At 56.6% G+C, this 17718-nt stretch carries 13 protein-coding genes; 6 read left to right on the plus strand and 7 right to left on the minus strand.

Going from position 1 to position 17718, the window contains the following annotated elements:
• The 5 genes from mtgA to lptF all read right to left on the minus strand — a co-directional run bounded on the left by mtgA (position 1) and on the right by lptF (position 6262).
• Positions 1-726 (minus strand): monofunctional biosynthetic peptidoglycan transglycosylase, encoded by a 726-nt coding sequence (gene mtgA / locus IPZ49_RS16705; RefSeq protein ID WP_023298721.1) that lies wholly within the window; start codon positions 724-726, stop codon positions 1-3.
• The gene (elbB, locus tag IPZ49_RS16710; protein ID WP_023298722.1) at positions 723-1376 is read right to left on the minus strand and encodes an isoprenoid biosynthesis glyoxalase ElbB; all 654 of its coding nucleotides are present in this window, start codon (positions 1374-1376) and stop codon (positions 723-725) included. The genes mtgA and elbB overlap by 4 nt, the downstream gene beginning before the upstream one ends.
• A 232-nt stretch (positions 1377-1608) precedes the next feature.
• Positions 1609-3942 (minus strand): aerobic respiration two-component sensor histidine kinase ArcB, encoded by a 2334-nt coding sequence (gene arcB / locus IPZ49_RS16715; protein ID WP_032626426.1) that lies wholly within the window; start codon positions 3940-3942, stop codon positions 1609-1611.
• Positions 3943-4079: 137 nt separating this feature from the next.
• Positions 4080-5162 (minus strand): LPS export ABC transporter permease LptG, encoded by a 1083-nt coding sequence (lptG, locus tag IPZ49_RS16720; RefSeq protein WP_022649534.1) that lies wholly within the window; start codon positions 5160-5162, stop codon positions 4080-4082.
• Positions 5162-6262: an LPS export ABC transporter permease LptF gene (gene lptF / locus IPZ49_RS16725; RefSeq protein ID WP_000584142.1), complete on the minus strand. Its 1101-nt coding sequence runs from the start codon at positions 6260-6262 to the stop codon at positions 5162-5164. The genes lptG and lptF overlap by 1 nt, the downstream gene beginning before the upstream one ends.
• A gap of 265 nt (positions 6263-6527) precedes the next feature.
• On the opposite strand from lptF, the gene pepA reads away from it, so the two are divergent.
• The 5 genes from pepA to IPZ49_RS16750 all read left to right on the plus strand — a co-directional run bounded on the left by pepA (position 6528) and on the right by IPZ49_RS16750 (position 13186).
• Positions 6528-8039: a leucyl aminopeptidase gene (gene pepA, locus IPZ49_RS16730; RefSeq protein ID WP_003861882.1), complete on the plus strand. Its 1512-nt coding sequence runs from the start codon at positions 6528-6530 to the stop codon at positions 8037-8039.
• A gap of 118 nt (positions 8040-8157) precedes the next feature.
• Positions 8158-8601, plus strand: a complete 444-nt coding sequence (gene holC / locus IPZ49_RS16735) for a DNA polymerase III subunit chi (protein ID WP_003861884.1) — start codon at positions 8158-8160, stop codon at positions 8599-8601.
• Positions 8601-11456 (plus strand): valine--tRNA ligase, encoded by a 2856-nt coding sequence (locus IPZ49_RS16740; protein ID WP_023307067.1) that lies wholly within the window; start codon positions 8601-8603, stop codon positions 11454-11456. The genes holC and IPZ49_RS16740 overlap by 1 nt, the downstream gene beginning before the upstream one ends.
• A 123-nt stretch (positions 11457-11579) precedes the next feature.
• Positions 11580-12083, plus strand: a complete 504-nt coding sequence (locus IPZ49_RS16745) for a GNAT family N-acetyltransferase (protein WP_003861887.1) — start codon at positions 11580-11582, stop codon at positions 12081-12083.
• An 83-nt stretch (positions 12084-12166) separates the two neighbouring features.
• The gene (locus tag IPZ49_RS16750) at positions 12167-13186 is read left to right on the plus strand and encodes an NAD(P)-dependent alcohol dehydrogenase (protein ID WP_022649538.1); all 1020 of its coding nucleotides are present in this window, start codon (positions 12167-12169) and stop codon (positions 13184-13186) included.
• A gap of 43 nt (positions 13187-13229) precedes the next feature.
• Here IPZ49_RS16750 and IPZ49_RS16755 read toward each other — a convergent pair whose 3' ends face one another.
• On the minus strand, positions 13230-14870 hold the full coding sequence (locus IPZ49_RS16755) for a dihydroxyacetone kinase subunit DhaK (RefSeq protein ID WP_038416798.1): 1641 nt from the start codon (positions 14868-14870) through the stop codon (positions 13230-13232).
• 137 nt (positions 14871-15007) lie between these two features.
• On the opposite strand from IPZ49_RS16755, the gene IPZ49_RS16760 reads away from it, so the two are divergent.
• Positions 15008-16510, plus strand: coding sequence for a helicase HerA-like C-terminal domain-containing protein (locus IPZ49_RS16760; RefSeq protein WP_063146518.1), 1503 nt, complete (start codon positions 15008-15010; stop codon positions 16508-16510).
• Here IPZ49_RS16760 and IPZ49_RS16765 read toward each other — a convergent pair.
• Positions 16490-17431 carry a TIGR01212 family radical SAM protein gene (locus IPZ49_RS16765; protein ID WP_096147825.1) on the minus strand — a complete coding sequence of 314 codons (942 nt, stop codon included), beginning with the start codon at positions 17429-17431 and terminating at the stop codon, positions 16490-16492. The two genes, IPZ49_RS16760 and IPZ49_RS16765, sit on opposite strands and share 21 nt — an antisense overlap.
• Positions 17432-17718: the final 287 nt, after the last annotated feature.

Genomic DNA, 17718 nt, shown 5'->3' on the forward strand with positions numbered 1-17718 from the left:
TTACATAAGATTATTTCGCTCCATAAACCCTTCCCCACCCAGCTGACGCATCTGGCGCATAATCCACGCCTGGCGGCTTCGCACGTAGCCTGACGGCGCGCTGGCCTTAAAACGCAGCGGGTTCGGCAGCACGGCGGCAAGCAGTGCCGCTTCGGACATAGTCAGCCTGCTGGCGGGCTTGCCAAAATAGCGCTGCGATGCCGCTTCGACGCCAAACACGCCGTCACCAAACTCCGCGATATTCAGGTAAACAGTCAAAATGCGTTTTTTGCTCCACACCGTCTCGACGCCCAGCGTCAGCCCGGCCTCCAGCCCTTTTCTCACCCAGCTGCGACCGTCCCATAAGAACAGGTTTTTTACCGTCTGCTGGGAAAGCGTCGACGCACCGCGGACGCGGTTTTCATGACGTTCATTATGATCCAGCGCCTTCTCGATAGCCGCCACGTCAAAACCCCAGTGCTCCGGGAATTTCTGATCTTCTGCCGCAATGACCGCCAGCCCCATCCACGGGGAGATTTCATCCATGCCGACCCAGTCTGAGTGGGCAACATAGCCAAAATCACCCGAGAGCCAGGCGCTAATCTGCCGCTCTGCCATCACGGCCGAGAACGGGACGGGCAGGATGCTGAACAGCGCAATGCCTCCGCCCCAAAAAACGGCCAGGACCAGCACAATACGCAGCAGGATCCGTTTTAACCACCCGCCAGGGGATAATTTACGGCTCATTCGGTAAGAACCAGCACTCTGTCCACCAGCTTTTCAATGCCTGCAGCAGCCTCGGCAATGTTCTGCGCCAGCATATACGCCGGCGAGGTGACGATTTTATTGTCCTCATCCACCACAATGTCGTCTACCGGACATGGCACATGTTCGCCGCCCATATCTTCGACAATTTCAGCAGTATCAATGTCGGTTCCGATCGTGAGCCGCAGCGGGAAATCAAAAATCTTCGGCAGCATGGCTGGCGCAATGCAGATAAAGCCCTGCGGCTTACCTGCCGCATGCATCGCCAGCGATAGCGCTTTTAAGTCGGGCTCGACCTGACACGCCGCGCCTTGCGTTGCAAACGTGCTCAGGTTTTTCGCCGCGCCAAAGCCGCCCGGCACGATGAGCGCATCTAGCTCAGCCGCATCGGCCTGTACCAGCGGATGAATATCCCCGCGCACAATACGTGCCGCTTCAATCAGCACGTTACGGCTTTCCGCCATTGGCTCGCCGGTAAGATGATTAACCACGTCTGCCTGCGTTTTATCCGGAGCGAAGCAGATAACGTCGGCCCCCTGACGCGATAATGCCAGCAGCGTTAATACGGTTTCATGTATCTCTGAACCATCGTAAACGCCACATCCGCTCAGCACGACACCCACTTTCTTCATTCTGACGATCCTTCTATGCAACTCGCTGAAGCACATTAAAAATTCTGATTAAAACGCTATGCTTCACACATTTCACTGATTCATGTAACAAACTGTTTAAGATTTGCTATCTTATCTGCGTGCGGCCTTAATTTTCAGGCGGCGTCCATGCGAAAACAACCCATAAAAATCAGGCGCAGCCACGATTTCCCTGGTGTTGGCGCAGTATTCGCGCACCCCGGTATAGCCGGGGTCATTTTTTTCGGGATTCTACCCAGGCTTTCAGCACTGCCACATCGTTTTGCCACTCTTGTTTCATCTCTTCAACCCAATCACCTACATTATCTTCCCAGGCAGGTAAATCAGGCGACTGAATCTGTTGGCCCAATTGCTGGAGATGGCGTAACCCGACTGAACCAGCTGCGCCTTTGATTTTATGTCCCTCTTCGACGATGCCCTTCTGGTCACGCGCCGTCAGGTTGGATTCGAGCACGTTCAGATAGCCCGGCATCATTTTTTCGAACACGGCCAGGCCATCGGTTATCAGTTTGGGTCCCACCAGATCGATATACTGCTCCAGCATGGCGGTATCCAGTATCGTTTGGGTTTTAGCGCTATCAACAGACGTCATGGTGCTCTCCTCTTCATCACAGGTATCCCAGAACTTCTTGATCATCGCCGTCAGGGCAGGTACTGCCAGCGGCTTGCTGAGCACGTCGTCCATACCGGCCTCGAGGTACTCTTTTTTATCTTTCAGCACGTTTGCGGTCAACGCAACCAGCGGCGGCAGCTCGTCAGGAGCATATTTGCGCGTCAGCTCGCGGGAGATATCCAGCCCGGTCATGTCCGGTAGCTGAATATCGAGCAGCACCAGGTCGTACTCGCCCGGCGTGAACATCTCCAGCGCGGCTTTGCCGGTCATCGCGACATCCACGCTGTTACCGAGTTTTTCCAGTACCGACCGGGCGACAATGACGTTCAGCTCAATATCTTCAACCAGCAGGACGTGGAGGGCTGGAAGCGGCATATCGTCGTTCTCAAACGTATCTTCCACTTCTTCAGCAACAGCAGGGGCGTGGACGGTAAGCGTAAAGGTGGAGCCTTTACCCGGCTGGCTGGCAACGGTGATATCCCCACCCATACTTTTCGCCAGACGTTTCGACACCGCCAGGCCAATGCCCGTGCCGGTCGCCGGTTTACCGCCGTGGCTGTCTTTAACCTGATAATACATGGCGAAGATCTTATCCTGCTCATCCTGAGGAATGCCGATACCCGAGTCCTCAACTTCAAAGTGCAGCATGTCCCCCTCATCATAGCGAATGCGCACCGCAACCTGTCCCTTCTGGGTAAACTTCACGGCGTTGCTGATGAGATTCCACAGGATCTGACGCAGACGCGTGCCGTCCGTCACCACTTTATGCGGCAGCGGCAGCGTCGGTTCCATCACGAAGCTCAATCCTTTCTGCTGGGCCTGCAAACCTGACAGGTTCTCCAGGTCCGCGAGGAAGCCGGTAAAATCAACCGGCTGGTTGTCGAGCTGAACCTTACGGCGCTCCATCTTATCCATGTCGATAATATCATTGAAGATATTGCCCAGCGTGACCGCCGAAACGTGGATCGTTTTGAGGTATTTTTCCTGCTCGCTGGTCAGGTCGGTATCCAGCAGAATACGGCTCAGCCCCACGATACCGTTTAGCGGCGTACGAAGCTCATGGCTGATGGTGGAGATGAAGGTGGTCTTGTCACGACTGGCGCGCTCCAGCGCATCCTGATATCGCTTACGCTCGGTGATATCACGGCCAAAGCCCATCAGACCATGACGTTTACCCACCCGATCGTAATAAGGCACTTTGCGGATCTCAAAGCAGGCCTTGCGCCCGTCGGGGTAGTCCAGCCACTGCTCATAGGTCAACGAGACGTTATGACGGAAGACCTTTTCATCTGTCTCCATCACTTTTGCCGCCGCCTCTTCGGAATAGACATCCTGAGGTTTCAGGTGTATCAGCTGCTTTTCGCTTTTCCCGGTCAACAGTTCCATGGCCCGGTTACAGCCGGAGAACTCTTTATCTTCATTACGGTAGAACACCAGATCCGGCGACGCATCGAGGAACGAGCGCAGGAAAGAGGATTGCTGTTCAAGCTGGATCTGCGTGACCTCACGCTCTTTCATCTCAATTTTCAGCTGCTCCAGCGTGGTCTGACGCTCGGCTTCCGCCTTCTCACGGTCTGAAATTTCCTGATTCAGCTGGGCAATGTTGTCCTTGAGCTGAACGTTGAGTTTAAGATCGCGCTCGCGCATCTCTTCCAGCTTATCCACCAGTTTCGATAAACGCTGTCGGGACTCTTCCAGCTGCTCAACCACCACGGAGAGGAAATAGACCGCCCATGGGGTGATCAGCAGGCCAAAGAAAATAGAGCGGATCACGTCGATGCTCTCGACCTGACCATGCAGAACCATGGTCACGGCCATTTGCACGACGATGGCCAGAACGACCAGCGCCAGCGCCAGCAGCATGGAAAAACGCACCAGCCCGAGCTTCATCATCAGGTCCACGTAGTACTGGGCCAGCATTCGAATTTGCTTCATAGAGGATCCCTTCACGACTTTATCGCTCAATAATACTCAAATTCACGGCGAGGCGTTGAAGGTTGTGAGAAAAAGTGCGGGGTGAAACAGGAGATTAGCCTCGCCCCCGGGCAAGCGGGAGCGAGGAAGAAGGTTTATCAGGAGCGTTTTAGCAGCATCCAGAGGCTGATCAGGAAGAAACTGGCGCTCGGCAACAGCGCGCCGATAATTGGCGGAATGCCATACACCAGCGTCAGCGGACCAAAAATCTGATCGAGGACGTAGAACACGAAACCAAAGCTGATACCGGTTACCACGCGAACCCCCATCGGCACGCTACGTAGCGGTCCAAAGATGAACGACAGCGCCATCAGCATCATCACCGCCACGGACAGCGGCTGGAAGATTTTGCTCCACATGTTGAGCTGGTAACGCCCCGCATCCTGCCCGCTCGATTTCAGATACTTCACGTAGTTATGCAGACCGCTGATGGAGAGCGCATCGGGGTCAAGCGCCACGACGCCGAGCTTGTCCGGCGTCAGGTCGGTTTTCCAGGTACCGCTAACGGTCTGCGAACCGGTGATCTGTTTCGGGTTAGTCAGGTCAGATTCATCAACCTGGGATAACCGCCACAGCTTGTTGTTTGCATCAAATTTAGCAGAGGCGGCATAACGCACTGACTGCAAACGACGATCGTTATTGAAAGCATAGATACTCACGCCACCCAGCTCGTCATCCCCTTTCACGCGTTCGATATAGACGAAGTTCTGACCATCTTTCGCCCATAATCCCTGCTGCGTGGAGAGCAGAGAACCGCCGTACATCGCCTGAGCACGGTAGTTACGCGCCATCTGTTCGCCCTGCGGCGCGACCCATTCGCCGATCGCCATGGTCAGCAGCACCAGCGGGATCGCGGTTTTCATCACCGACAGCGCAACCTGCATACGGGTAAAGCCCGATGCCTGCATCACCACCAGTTCGCTACGCTGAGCCAGCATCCCCAGGCCCAGCAGCGCACCCAGCAGGGCCGCCATCGGGAAGAAGATCTGCACATCTTTTGGTACGCTGAGCAGGGTGTACATCCCGGCGCCCAACGCGTCGTAACTCCCCTGCCCGGCTTTTTTCAGCTGGTCGACAAATTTGATAATGCCCGAGAGCGACACCAGCATGAAAAGGGTCATCATGATGGTGGTAAAAATTGTTTTACCGATATAGCGGTCAAGTACGCCAAACGCCTGCATTAGATGGCTCCTTTACGCGTAAACCGGGCACGAAGACGACGCACAGGCACCGTGTCCCACAAGTTGAGTCCGACTGCCAGCAGCAGATACAAACCATTCACGACCCAGGTCCAGATCATCGGGTCAATTTTACCTTTCCCGCCGTTAGACTTGATTGAGGTTTGCAGCAGGAAGAACACCAGATACAGCAGCATCGCTGGCAGCATCGACAGCACGCGGCCCTGACGCGGGTTCACCACGCTCAGCGGCACTACCATCAGCGCCATCATAAATACGGTGAATACCAGCGTGATACGCCAGTGCAGTTCAGCACGCGCACGATCGGTATCAGTATTCATTAAGGTGCGCATATCCATCTGCTCAGTATCCGTTGGATCGAGCGCGACGGCCTGGTGACCAATGATGGCCTGGTAGTTCTGGAAATCGGTGATACGGAAGTCACGCAGCATAGCCGTGCCTTCGAAACGCGTTCCTTTGTTCAGCGTGACAACCTGAGAGCCGTCTTTACGCTGCGCCAGCTGACCGGAATCCGCCACTACCACAGAAGGGCGAGCGTTACCTTTCGGGCGCAGTTGAGCAAGAAACACGTCATTGAAGCGGTTGCCATCGACGCTTTCGATAAACAGCACGGAGTTACCGTCGGTCGCCTGCTGGAACTGCCCCTGCGCCAGCGCCGCCAGCCCCGGGTTAGCTTTTGCTTCCGCCAGCACCTCATCCTGATGACGGGACGAGGTCGGCCCCGCCCACATGACGTTAACCGCGGCAACAATGCCCGTAAACAGCGCCAGCACCATGGCTGCCTTTACCAGTACGGCCTTACTGAGGCCGCAGGCATGCATCACGGTGATTTCACTTTCGGTATAGAGCTTACCCAGGGTCATCAGCAGACCAAGGAACAGGCTTAACGGCAGGATAAGCTGCGCCATTTCCGGCACGCCAAGCCCGAGCAGGGAAAGCACCAGATTCGTTGGGATTTCGCCATCAACTGCCGCGCCGAGGATCCTGACCAGCTTCTGACAGAAAAAGATCAGAAGGAGGATAAAGAGGATCGCCAGTTGGCTCTTCAGCGTCTCCCGAACCAGATATCTTATGATTATCACTTTAAATACGCCCGTTAAAACTCGTCTTATGCAGGAATTTAGCTTGTTTCATGGCTTAAACGTCATTTATTCTCTTGAGTCGTCGAAATCATCGCTAAGATTAAAAAACCCGGCGGATTCGCGCTTCATGACATTTATTGACGTGTCGAAACCGTAGTAACGTAAGATTAACACGAAGTCACCACAACGGCGGACATGAGTTACGAAAGGTTTCAATTCTATCCGTAGCCGCCGCCGTTGTCTTTAAGATTCAGGAGCGTAGTGCATGGAGTTCAGTGTAAAAAGCGGTAGCCCGGAGAAACAGCGGAGTGCCTGCATCGTTGTGGGCGTCTTTGAACCACGCCGACTCTCCCCGATCGCCGAGCAACTCGATAAAATCAGCGACGGCTATATCAGCGCCCTGCTGCGCCGTGGCGAACTGGAAGGCAAACCAGGGCAGACCCTGTTGCTGCACCACGTTCCGAACGTCCTGTCCGAGCGTATTCTGCTGATTGGCTGCGGTAAAGAACGTGAGCTTGATGAGCGCCAGTACAAGCAGGTTATTCAGAAAACCATTAATACACTGAATGATACTGGTTCGATGGAAGCCGTCTGCTTCCTCACGGAGCTGCACGTTAAGGGCCGCAACACGTACTGGAAAGTACGCCAGGCCGTCGAAACCGCAAAAGAGAGCCTCTACAGCTTTGATCAGTTGAAGACCACCAAAAGCGAGCCGCGTCGCCCGCTGCGTAAAATGGTCTTTAACGTGCCGACCCGTCGCGAGCTGACCAGCGGCGAGCGCGCCATTCAGCACGGTCTGGCGATTGCTGCCGGTATTAAAGCGGCAAAAGATCTTGGCAATATGCCGCCAAACATCTGTAACGCCGCGTACCTGGCGTCACAGGCGCGCCAGCTGGCTGACGCCTACAGCAAGAACGTCATCACCCGCGTTATCGGCGAACAGCAGATGAAAGAGCTGGGGATGCACTCTTATCTGGCGGTCGGTAACGGCTCCCAGAACGAATCCCTGATGTCGGTCATCGAATACAAAGGCAATCCGTCTGAAGACGCGCGTCCGATCGTGCTCGTTGGCAAAGGGCTGACCTTCGACTCCGGCGGTATCTCCATCAAGCCTTCAGAAGGCATGGATGAGATGAAGTACGACATGTGTGGCGCGGCGGCGGTTTACGGCGTCATGCGCATGGTCGCGGAACTTCAGTTGCCCATCAACGTGATCGGCGTGCTGGCGGGCTGCGAAAACATGCCTGGCGGCCGCGCTTATCGCCCGGGTGATGTGCTGACTACCATGTCCGGCCAGACCGTTGAAGTGCTGAACACCGACGCCGAAGGCCGTCTGGTGCTGTGCGACGTGCTGACCTACGTTGAGCGTTTCGAACCTGAAGCGGTTATCGACGTAGCTACCCTGACCGGCGCCTGCGTGATTGCGCTGGGGCATCACATCACCGGCCTGATGTCGAACCACAATCCGCTGGCGCATGAGCTGATCGGCGCGTCCGAACAGGCTGGCGACCGCGCGTGGCGTCTGCCGCTGGGGGACGAGTTCCAGGAACAGCTGGAGTCTAACTTCGCGGACATGGCGAACATTGGTGGTCGTCCTGGCGGCGCAATTACCGCAGGCTGCTTCCTGGCGCGCTTCACCCGCAAGTACAACTGGGCGCACCTGGACATTGCGGGGACCGCATGGCGCTCCGGTAAAGCCAAAGGCGCGACCGGACGTCCGGTGGCGCTGCTGTCGCAGTTCCTGCTCAATCGCGCGGGTTTTAACGGCGACGAGTGATGAAAAACGCCGGGTGGCGGCTTCGCCTTACCCGGCCTACAACGTCACTCAACCGTAGGCCGGGTAAGCGTAGCGCCACCCGGCTTTGCATTTAAATCCACGACAAGAAACCCCATATATGAAGAATGCAACGTTCTACCTTCTGGACAATGACACCCATCAGGATGGCCTCAGCGCCGTTGAACAACTGGTGTGTGAAATTGCCGCAGAACGTTGGCGCGCAGGTAAACGCGTCCTGATTGCCTGTGAAGATGAGCAGCAGGCGATTCGTCTGGATGAAGCGCTATGGGCGCGCCCGCCGGAGAGTTTTGTTCCGCATAACCTGTCGGGCGAAGGTCCACGCGGCGGGGCACCGGTGGAGATTGCCTGGCCGCAAAAACGCAACAGCAGCGCGCGCGACATTCTCATTAGCCTGCGGACAGACTTTGCAGATTTTGCCACCGCTTTCACAGAAGTGGTAGACTTTGTCCCTTACGAAGAATCTTTGAAACAACTGGCGCGCGAACGCTACAAAGCGTACCGCCTGGCCGGTTTTAACCTGAATACGGCAACCTGGAAATAATGGAAAAGACATATAACCCACGCGATATCGAACAGCCGCTTTACGAGCACTGGGAACAGCAGGGCTATTTCAAGCCTAACGGCGACGAAAGCAAAGAGTCCTTCTGCATCATGATCCCGCCGCCGAACGTCACCGGCAGTTTGCATATGGGGCATGCTTTCCAGCAGACCATCATGGATACCATGATCCGCTACCAGCGTATGCAGGGTAAAAACACCCTGTGGCAGGCGGGGACTGACCACGCGGGTATCGCGACCCAGATGGTGGTTGAGCGTAAAATTGCCGCTGAAGAGGGTAAAACCCGCCACGACTACGGTCGCGACGCGTTTATCGACAAAATCTGGCAGTGGAAAGCGGAATCCGGCGGCACTATTACCCGTCAGATGCGCCGTCTCGGCAACTCCGTGGACTGGGAGCGTGAGCGCTTCACCATGGATGAAGGCCTGTCCAACGCCGTGAAAGAAGTCTTCGTGCGCCTGTACAAAGAAGACCTGATTTACCGTGGCAAACGCCTGGTCAACTGGGACCCGAAACTGCGTACCGCCATCTCTGACCTGGAAGTGGAAAACCGCGAGTCTAAAGGCTCCATGTGGCACATCCGCTATCCGCTGGCCGACGGCGCGAAAACCGCCGACGGTAAAGATTACCTGGTGGTGGCGACCACCCGTCCGGAAACCCTGCTGGGCGATACCGGCGTGGCCGTTAACCCGGAAGATCCGCGCTATAAAGATCTGATCGGCAAATTTGTGGTGCTGCCGCTGGTGAACCGCCGTATTCCGATTGTGGGCGACGAACACGCCGACATGGAAAAAGGCACCGGCTGCGTGAAAATTACCCCGGCGCACGACTTTAACGACTATGAAGTCGGTCGTCGTCATCAACTTCCGATGATCAACATTCTGACCTTCGACGGCGATATCCGCGAAAGCGCAGAAGTGTACGACACCAAAGGCAACGAATCCGACGTTTATTCCAGCGACATCCCGGCTGAGTTCCAGAAGCTGGAGCGCTTTGCCGCGCGTAAAGCCGTCGTAGCCGCCGTGGACGCGCTCGGCCTGCTGGAAGAGATTAAACCTCACGATCTGACCGTGCCGTACGGCGACCGTGGCGGCGTGGTTATCGAGCCAATGCTGACCGACCAGTGGTACGTGCGTGCCGACGTGCTGGCGAAACCGGCTGTGGAAGCGGTTGAGAACGGCAGCATTCAGTTCGTGCCGAAGCAGTACGAAAACATGTACTTCTCCTGGATGCGCGATATTCAGGACTGGTGTATCTCCCGTCAGCTGTGGTGGGGTCACCGTATCCCGGCGTGGTACGACAATGAAGGCAACGTCTACGTTGGCCGCACCGAAGAGGAAGTGCGTCAGGAAAACAACCTGGGCGCTGACGTTGCGCTGCGCCAGGACGAAGACGTGCTGGATACCTGGTTCTCTTCCGCGCTGTGGACCTTCTCGACCCTCGGCTGGCCGGAAAACACCGACGCGCTGCGTCAGTTCCACCCAACCAGCGTGATGGTCTCCGGCTTCGACATCATCTTCTTCTGGATCGCCCGCATGATCATGATGACCATGCACTTCATCAAAGACGAAAATGGCAAGCCGCAGGTTCCGTTCCATACCGTTTACATGACCGGCCTGATCCGCGACGACGAAGGCCAGAAGATGTCCAAATCCAAGGGTAACGTTATCGACCCGCTGGACATGGTTGATGGTATCTCTCTGGAAGAGCTGCTGGAAAAACGTACCGGCAACATGATGCAGCCGCAGCTGGCGGAGAAAATCCGCAAGCGTACCGAGAAGCAGTTCCCGAACGGGATCGAATCTCACGGTACCGACGCCCTGCGCTTCACCCTGGCGGCGCTGGCCTCCACCGGTCGTGACATCAACTGGGATATGAAGCGTCTCGAAGGTTACCGTAACTTCTGTAACAAGCTGTGGAACGCCAGCCGCTTCGTGCTGATGAACACCGAAGATCAGGATTGCGGCTTTAACGGCGGCGAAATGACCCTGTCTCTGGCAGACCGCTGGATCCTGGCGGAATTTAACCAGACGGTGAAATCGTTCCGCGACGCGCTGGACAGCTACCGCTTCGACATCGCGGCAGGCATCCTGTACGAATTTACCTGGAACCAGTTCTGTGACTGGTATCTGGAGCTGGCGAAGCCGGTCATGAACGGCGGCACTGAGGCGGAGCTGCGCGGTACGCGTAATACGCTGATTACCGTCCTGGAAGGTCTGCTGCGCCTTGCGCACCCGATCATTCCGTTCATCACCGAAACCATCTGGCAGCGCGTGAAGGTAATTGCCGGTATAAACGCCGATACCATCATGCTCCAGCCGTTCCCAGCATTCGATGCCGCGAAAGTGGATGAAGCCGCGTCTGCGGATACCGAGTGGCTGAAACAGGCGATCGTTGCGGTACGTAACATCCGCGCGGAAATGAACATCGCTCCGGGTAAACCACTGGAGCTGCTGCTGCGCGGTTGCAGCGAAGCTGCCGTTCGTCGCGTCACCGAGAACAACACCTTCCTGAAAACCATGGCGCGTCTGGAAAGCATCACCGTGCTGCCTGCCGATGATAAAGGTCCGGTTTCCGTGACCAAAATTATCGACGGCGCGGAGCTGTTGATCCCGATGGCGGGCCTGATCGACAAAGACGCTGAGCTGGCTCGTCTGGCGAAAGAAGTGGCGAAAGTCGACGTGGAAATTGGCAAAATCGAAAGCAAACTGGCGAACGAGGGCTTTGTGGCCCGCGCGCCGGAAGCGGTCATCGCCAAAGAGCGTGAGCGTCTGGTTGCCTTCGCCGATGCGAAGACCAAACTGATCGAGCAGCAGGCGGTTATTGCAGCCCTGTAATGCTTTTACCCCTTACGCTTCAGGGCGTAAGGGGTATCCTTCCTGAAAACTCCTCGCTTGCACTCCCCTTTCTGCGGTGCTATTAACAGCAGTTGTGTGTCAATTTTTGTCATGAGTAATGCTATGAGCGTGATTACCCCCGTCGCGACGACAATGCGTCGGATCACTGAGCAGGACAACCCGGCTATCGCCGCCGTTATCCGCACGGTATCGGCCGAATATGGCCTGACCGCCGACAAAGGCTACACCGTGGCCGATCCCAATCTGGACGAACTTTTTCAGCTGTACAGCCAGCCGGGCCATGCCTATTGGGTCATCGAGCAGGACGGCCAGGTCGTGGGCGGCGGCGGCATTGCCCCCCTGCTCTGCAGCGAGCCGGATATCTGTGAACTTCAGAAAATGTATTTCCTGCCAACGATACGCGGACAAGGCCTGGCGAAAAAGCTGGCGCTGGTCGCCCTGGAACATGCACGCTCACAGGGCTTTAAACGTTGCTACCTTGAAACCACCGCTTTCCTTAAAGAGGCCATTGGCCTGTATGAGCATCTGGGCTTTGAGCATATCGATGCCCCACTGGGCTGCACGGGCCACGTGGACTGCGAAGTCAGGATGCTGAAAAGTCTGTAAGTTTTGTTCCTGCCGTCTTCTGTTAAGCGTCTGTAAACTGAATGCTCTACACTCACAGTTCACACCAAAACAGGGGAAACGCGATGTCGAAGATAAAAAGCTACGCCGCACCGCAGGCGGGTGCAGAACTTGAGCTGTACGAGTACGATGCGGGCGAACTAAAAGCGGAAGACGTCGAAGTACAGGTGGATTACTGCGGGATCTGCCATTCAGACCTCTCGATGATCGACAATGAATGGGGCTTTTCCAGCTATCCGCTGGTTGCCGGGCACGAAGTCATTGGCCGCGTCGTTGCGCTCGGCAGCGCCGCGCAGGACAAAGGGCTGAAAGTGGGCCAGCGCGTGGGTATCGGCTGGACGGCACGCAGCTGCGGCCACTGCGACGCCTGTATTAGCGGTAACCAGATCAACTGCCTTGAGGGCGCTACGCCGACCATCCTGAACAAGGGTGGTTTCGCCGATAAACTACGCGCCGACTGGCAATGGGTTATCCCGCTGCCGGACAGCATTGATATTGAATCAGCAGGTCCGCTACTGTGTGGCGGTATCACCGTATTTAAACCGCTACTGATGCATCACGTAACTGCCACCAGCCGCGTGGGCGTGATCGGTATTGGCGGGCTGGGGCATATTGCCATCAAACTGCTGCACGCGATGGGCTGTGAAGTGACGGCGTTCAGCTCTAACCCGGCGAAAGAGCAGGAAGTGCTGGCGATGGGTGCGGATAAAGTGGTGAACAGTCGCGATCCCGAGGCGCTCACCGCCCTGGCAGGCCAGTTTGACCTGATCATCAACACCGTCAACGTCGATCTCGACTGGCAGCCGTACTTTGAGGCCCTGGCCTACGGTGGTAACTTCCACACCGTGGGTGCGGTGATGAAGCCGCTGCCGGTTCCGGCGTTTACCCTGATCGGCGGCGATCGCAGCGTATCCGGATCTGCTACCGGCACGCCATATGAGTTACGCAAGCTGATGAAGTTTGCCGGACGCACAAAAGTGGCGCCGACCACCGAACTGTATCCGATGTCAAAAATCAACGAAGCAATCCAGCACGTGCGCGACGGCAAAGCCCGCTACCGCGTGGTGTTGAAAGCGGATTTCTGATGTGAGTTTGCCGGGTGGTGGCTTCGCCTGACCCGGCCTACTTTCACTGCCGCGCCAATACGTTAAGTACTTCCGCCACCGCGACCGCTCCCGGATCCATCACCCCATCCAGGTTCTCTTTATTGACATACGACGAGCGTCCCGCGCCGGCTTTCGCCATTTTCGCCGTTGCTTCGGCACCCTGCTGCGCAGCCTGCGCCGCCGTCCGCAGATCGCCATCCCTTAACGCCTCCAGCGCCGGTTGCAGGGCGTCGATCAGCGTGCGATCCCCAAGATCGGCCCCGCCATACTGCTTCATCTGCGCCAGTCCGCTCAACAATGCTTCTGGTAGCGGCTGTCCATCGTGAAGCTTTTGTCCTGCCGCCGTGAAGAAGATCGACATCAGCACCCCGCTCGACCCGCCCATTACCGTAGCCAGCCGCTCCCCCACCAGCAGGAGTAATGTCGGCACGTCGTTAAGGGGCAGGTTGTTCTCCTCAAGTCGCTGCGCAATATCCCGCGCCCCTTGCGCAAAGGTGGAGCCCGTATCGCCATCGCCTACTTTGGCATCCAGCGCGTTGAGGCGGTTTTCCAGCTGGATCAATGTCTTCGTTACCGAAGCGACGGCCTCGCTCACCTGCGGATTGTCCGATGGGGTATATTCCACGCGGTCATGAAGGGCGCTATGGGGGACGGTACGCAGGGGCGCGAACGCGACGGGCTTCTGCCAGCCCAGCGTCTCGACCTCGGCGTGTATCGCCTTCTCGAAGAAATCGCTGAGCTTTAACAGCGTTAGCGAAAACCCTTTCATATCCAGCGCACTCACCAGCGGCGCCGGGCCAATCAGATACGCAATGTTCTCTTTCAGCGCCGAATGCGCCAGCTCTTTGGTGAGCAGAGCCATCTCCAGCGCTGACACGCCGCCGAGGTTGTTGATCAGCACCGCAAAGCGCCCGTCCCCCGCCTGCGCGCGTAACGGCGTCACCAGCGTGTCGATAATGGCTTTGCTGTTTTGCGTATCCACGACGGAAGCTCCCGGCTCGCCGTGAATGCCCAAACCCAGCTCGACATGGCCTTGTTTTATGCGCCCCTCTTCATCATCGCTGCCCGGCAGGTTGCACGTTTGCATCGCCACGCCCAGGCTCCAGAGGTTATCGCAGGCCTGTTGCGCTATATCCCGCACGTCGTTTAGCGATTTCCCCTGCTCTGCCGCATATCCCGCAATCTTATGCACCAGCGCCGTTCCCGCGATACCACGCGGCTGCTTGTTATCCGGCAGGGCAATATCATCCGCGACGATAACCATCTCCACCTTCAGGCCGTAGCGTTTGGCTTTTTCCGCTGCCAGGCCAAAGTTAAGCCGGTCGCCGGTGTAGTTTTTCACAATCAGCAGGCAGCCACGATCGCCCGTCACCGCCACAATGGCATTGAGGACCGCATCCACGCTTGGGGAGGCGAACAAATCGCCACACACCGCTGCGGTAAGCATGCCTTTACCGACGAACCCGGCATGTGCCGGTTCATGGCCGGAGCCGCCACCGGAGATCACCGCCACGCGGCTTTTATCCCAGTCGCCGCGTGCCACCACGCGGATGGCCGGATCGATATCCAGTTTGACGAGATTACCGTGCGGCGCGGAGAGAAGTATGCCTTCAATGGCATCGTTGACAAGCTGTTTGCGGTCGTTAAAAAAGAATCTGGACATAGTTTCCCAAAATTTTGTTTACCGTATGCAAAAGCATAGTCCGCACTGGATAATGCGCCGCAAAGTGAGGAATTTACGCAGACATTTTGCCGTCAGGTTGCCTATACTCCACCCAGGACTACGAGAGGACGTGCATCATGAGTACACCATTGTTAATCGCCAGGACGCTGGAAAAAGAGCTGTTTTTACTGCCCGCGATGGCGAACCGTCATGGCCTGATCACAGGCGCGACCGGGACGGGAAAAACCGTCACCCTGCAGAAGCTGGCTGAGTCGTTGTCCGAGGCTGGCGTGCCGGTTTTTATGGCTGACGTGAAGGGCGATTTAACCGGGGTGGCTCAGGAAGGCACGGCGTCAGAAAAACTGCTCGAGCGCCTGAAAAATATCGGCATCACGGACTGGACGCCGCACGGTAATCCAGTGGTGGTCTGGGATATCTTCGGCGAAAAAGGGCATCCGGTGCGCGCCACCGTCTCCGACCTCGGCCCTTTGCTGCTGGCCCGTCTGCTTAATCTTAACGACGTGCAGTCCGGGGTGCTGAACATTATTTTCCGTATCGCCGACGATCAGGGCTTACTGCTGCTCGACTTCAAAGATCTGCGCGCCATCACCCAGTACATTGGCGATAACGCCAAATCCTTCCAGAACCAGTACGGCAATATCAGCAGCGCCTCGGTGGGCGCCATTCAGCGCGGGCTCCTGACGCTGGAGCAACAGGGCGCCGAGCATTTCTTCGGCGAGCCAATGCTGGATATCAAAGACAGGATGCGCACCGACAGCAGCGGCAAAGGCATCATCAACATTCTGAGCGCAGAGAAGCTCTACCAGATGCCGAAGCTCTACGCCGCCAGCCTGCTGTGGATGCTCTCTGAACTCTACGAACAACTGCCGGAAGCAGGCGATCTGGAAAAACCCAAACTGGTGTTCTTCTTTGACGAAGCGCACCTGTTGTTTAACGACGCGCCGCAGGTGCTGCTGGATAAAATTGAACAGGTTATCCGCCTGATCCGCTCCAAAGGCGTCGGGGTCTGGTTTGTGTCGCAAAACCCGTCGGATATTCCGGACAACGTACTGGGGCAACTGGGTAACCGCGTGCAGCACGCCCTGCGCGCCTTTACGCCAAAAGATCAGAAAGCGGTGAAAGCCGCGGCGCAAACCATGCGTGCCAATCCGGCCTTTGATACCGAAAACGCCATTCAGGCGCTGGGCACCGGTGAAGCGCTGATTTCGTTCCTCGATGCAAAAGGCAGCCCGACAGTTGTCGAGCGCGCGATGGTGATTGCGCCCTGCTCGCGCATGGGGCCAGTAACGGACGATGAACGCAACGGCCTGATCAACCACTCCCCGGTGTACGGGAAGTATGAAGACGAGGTGGATCGAGAATCCGCGTTCGAGATGCTGCAAAAAGGGGTGCAGGCGACTGCCGAATCGCAGAATGCGCCTGCCGCCAAAGGGCAATCTGTAGCCGTGGACGACGGCATTCTCGGCGGGCTGAAAGATATTCTGTTCGGCAGCACCGGGCCGCGCGGCGGCAAACGCGATGGCGTGGTGCAGACCATGGCAAAAAGCGCGACGCGTCAGATTACCAACCAGATAGTGCGCGGCATGCTGGGAAGTCTGTTAGGCGGCCGTCGCCGGTAGCGGTGGAACCCACGGGCGGCCAAGCGCCGACCCCTGTACGCCGTTCTCCTGTAGATAGCGGTCGATTTCCAGCATCCCCGTCCAGCGGTTCTCACACCAGAGCGGTGCCAGAAGCGTTGGGCGGCGGGCGCTTGCCGAGATGCGGTGGTAAACAATCTCCGGCGGCGTGTGGCGAATCATCTCCCCCGCCGTCACCGTATAGTCGTCGAGTTCGATACCACTTAACCGCCCCGCTTCCCAGGCTTTCGCCATAATGCTTCCCGTAACAATATGCAGCGGGTGCAGCTTAATGCCGTCCACGCCGGTCTCGACGACTTTTTCCAGCGTTTCAAGACCATGCTGCTGCCCTTCTCCCGGCAAGCCGACAATCAGATGCGAGCAGACTTTTAATCCACGCTCGCGGGCGAGACGCGTGGTGCGCTGGTAGCAGGCAAAATCATGCCCGCGATTGATACGGTGCAGGGTTTTGTCGTGCGCGGTCTGCAAGCCCAGCTCCAGCCAGATCTCGTAGCCCTTCTCTTTGTACTCGCTAAGTAAATCCAGCACGGCGTCCGGCACGCAGTCCGGACGCGTCCCCACGCACAGCCCGACAATGTTCGCTTGAGCAACCGCCTGTTGATACATAGCGCGCAGCACCTGCACCTCCGCCCACGTGCTGGTGTAGGCCTGGAAATAGGCCAGATATTGCTTCGCGCGGTTCACCAGACTCGCCTGATGGGCGAGCTGTTCAGCGATAGATTTATGCTGTTGGGCTTCATCAGCAAACGAGGCCACGTTACAGAAGGTGCAGCCACCACGCCCGATGGTGCCATCGCGGTTCGGACAGCTAAAGCCGCCGTGCAGCGTCAGTTTGTGAACCTTTTGTCCGTAGCGCTGCAAAAGATCCCCACCAAACATATTGACTAATTTCTGTAACTGCATAATCTGATAGACCGTCCCGAAGAAAGGGGACAAGCCTGCCATTTTTAGCCTCTGTCGGCGATGACCTGGATCAATCGCCCTGGACGGCCTTTATCTATTTGAATAAATAATCACGATTACCGAGATTTCATTCACCCTGCACGTAATTACTTTTCCTTATGTTCTGATGGTTTTTTTCATTTATAGCGCCAGGTCTGAAAAACAGTGATTTTATGCGGGTTTGAATGCCACCCCAGATTATTATTCTGCTATAAATCTGCATTTCAGCACGCTGCATTGATAATACC

This window comes from Enterobacter cloacae complex sp. S2 (assembly GCF_015159675.1).
Classification (GTDB): domain Bacteria; phylum Pseudomonadota; class Gammaproteobacteria; order Enterobacterales; family Enterobacteriaceae; genus Enterobacter; species Enterobacter intestinihominis.

Excerpts from the sequence above, each read along its gene's own strand:
- mtgA (WP_023298721.1), bottom strand. The coding sequence starts at position 726 with ATGAGCCGTAAATTATCCCCTGGCGGGTGGTTAAAACGGATCCTGCTG.
- elbB (WP_023298722.1), bottom strand. The coding sequence starts at position 1,376 with ATGAAGAAAGTGGGTGTCGTGCTGAGCGGATGTGGCGTTTACGATGGT.
- arcB (WP_032626426.1), bottom strand. The coding sequence starts at position 3,942 with ATGAAGCAAATTCGAATGCTGGCCCAGTACTACGTGGACCTGATGATG.
- lptG (WP_022649534.1), bottom strand. The coding sequence starts at position 5,162 with ATGCAGGCGTTTGGCGTACTTGACCGCTATATCGGTAAAACAATTTTT.
- pepA (WP_003861882.1), top strand. The coding sequence starts at position 6,528 with ATGGAGTTCAGTGTAAAAAGCGGTAGCCCGGAGAAACAGCGGAGTGCC.
- holC (WP_003861884.1), top strand. The coding sequence starts at position 8,158 with ATGAAGAATGCAACGTTCTACCTTCTGGACAATGACACCCATCAGGAT.
- IPZ49_RS16740 (WP_023307067.1), top strand. The coding sequence starts at position 8,601 with ATGGAAAAGACATATAACCCACGCGATATCGAACAGCCGCTTTACGAG.
- IPZ49_RS16745 (WP_003861887.1), top strand. The coding sequence starts at position 11,580 with ATGAGCGTGATTACCCCCGTCGCGACGACAATGCGTCGGATCACTGAG.
- IPZ49_RS16750 (WP_022649538.1), top strand. The coding sequence starts at position 12,167 with ATGTCGAAGATAAAAAGCTACGCCGCACCGCAGGCGGGTGCAGAACTT.
- IPZ49_RS16755 (WP_038416798.1), bottom strand. The coding sequence starts at position 14,870 with ATGTCCAGATTCTTTTTTAACGACCGCAAACAGCTTGTCAACGATGCC.
- IPZ49_RS16760 (WP_063146518.1), top strand. The coding sequence starts at position 15,008 with ATGAGTACACCATTGTTAATCGCCAGGACGCTGGAAAAAGAGCTGTTT.
- IPZ49_RS16765 (WP_096147825.1), bottom strand. The coding sequence starts at position 17,431 with ATGCAGTTACAGAAATTAGTCAATATGTTTGGTGGGGATCTTTTGCAG.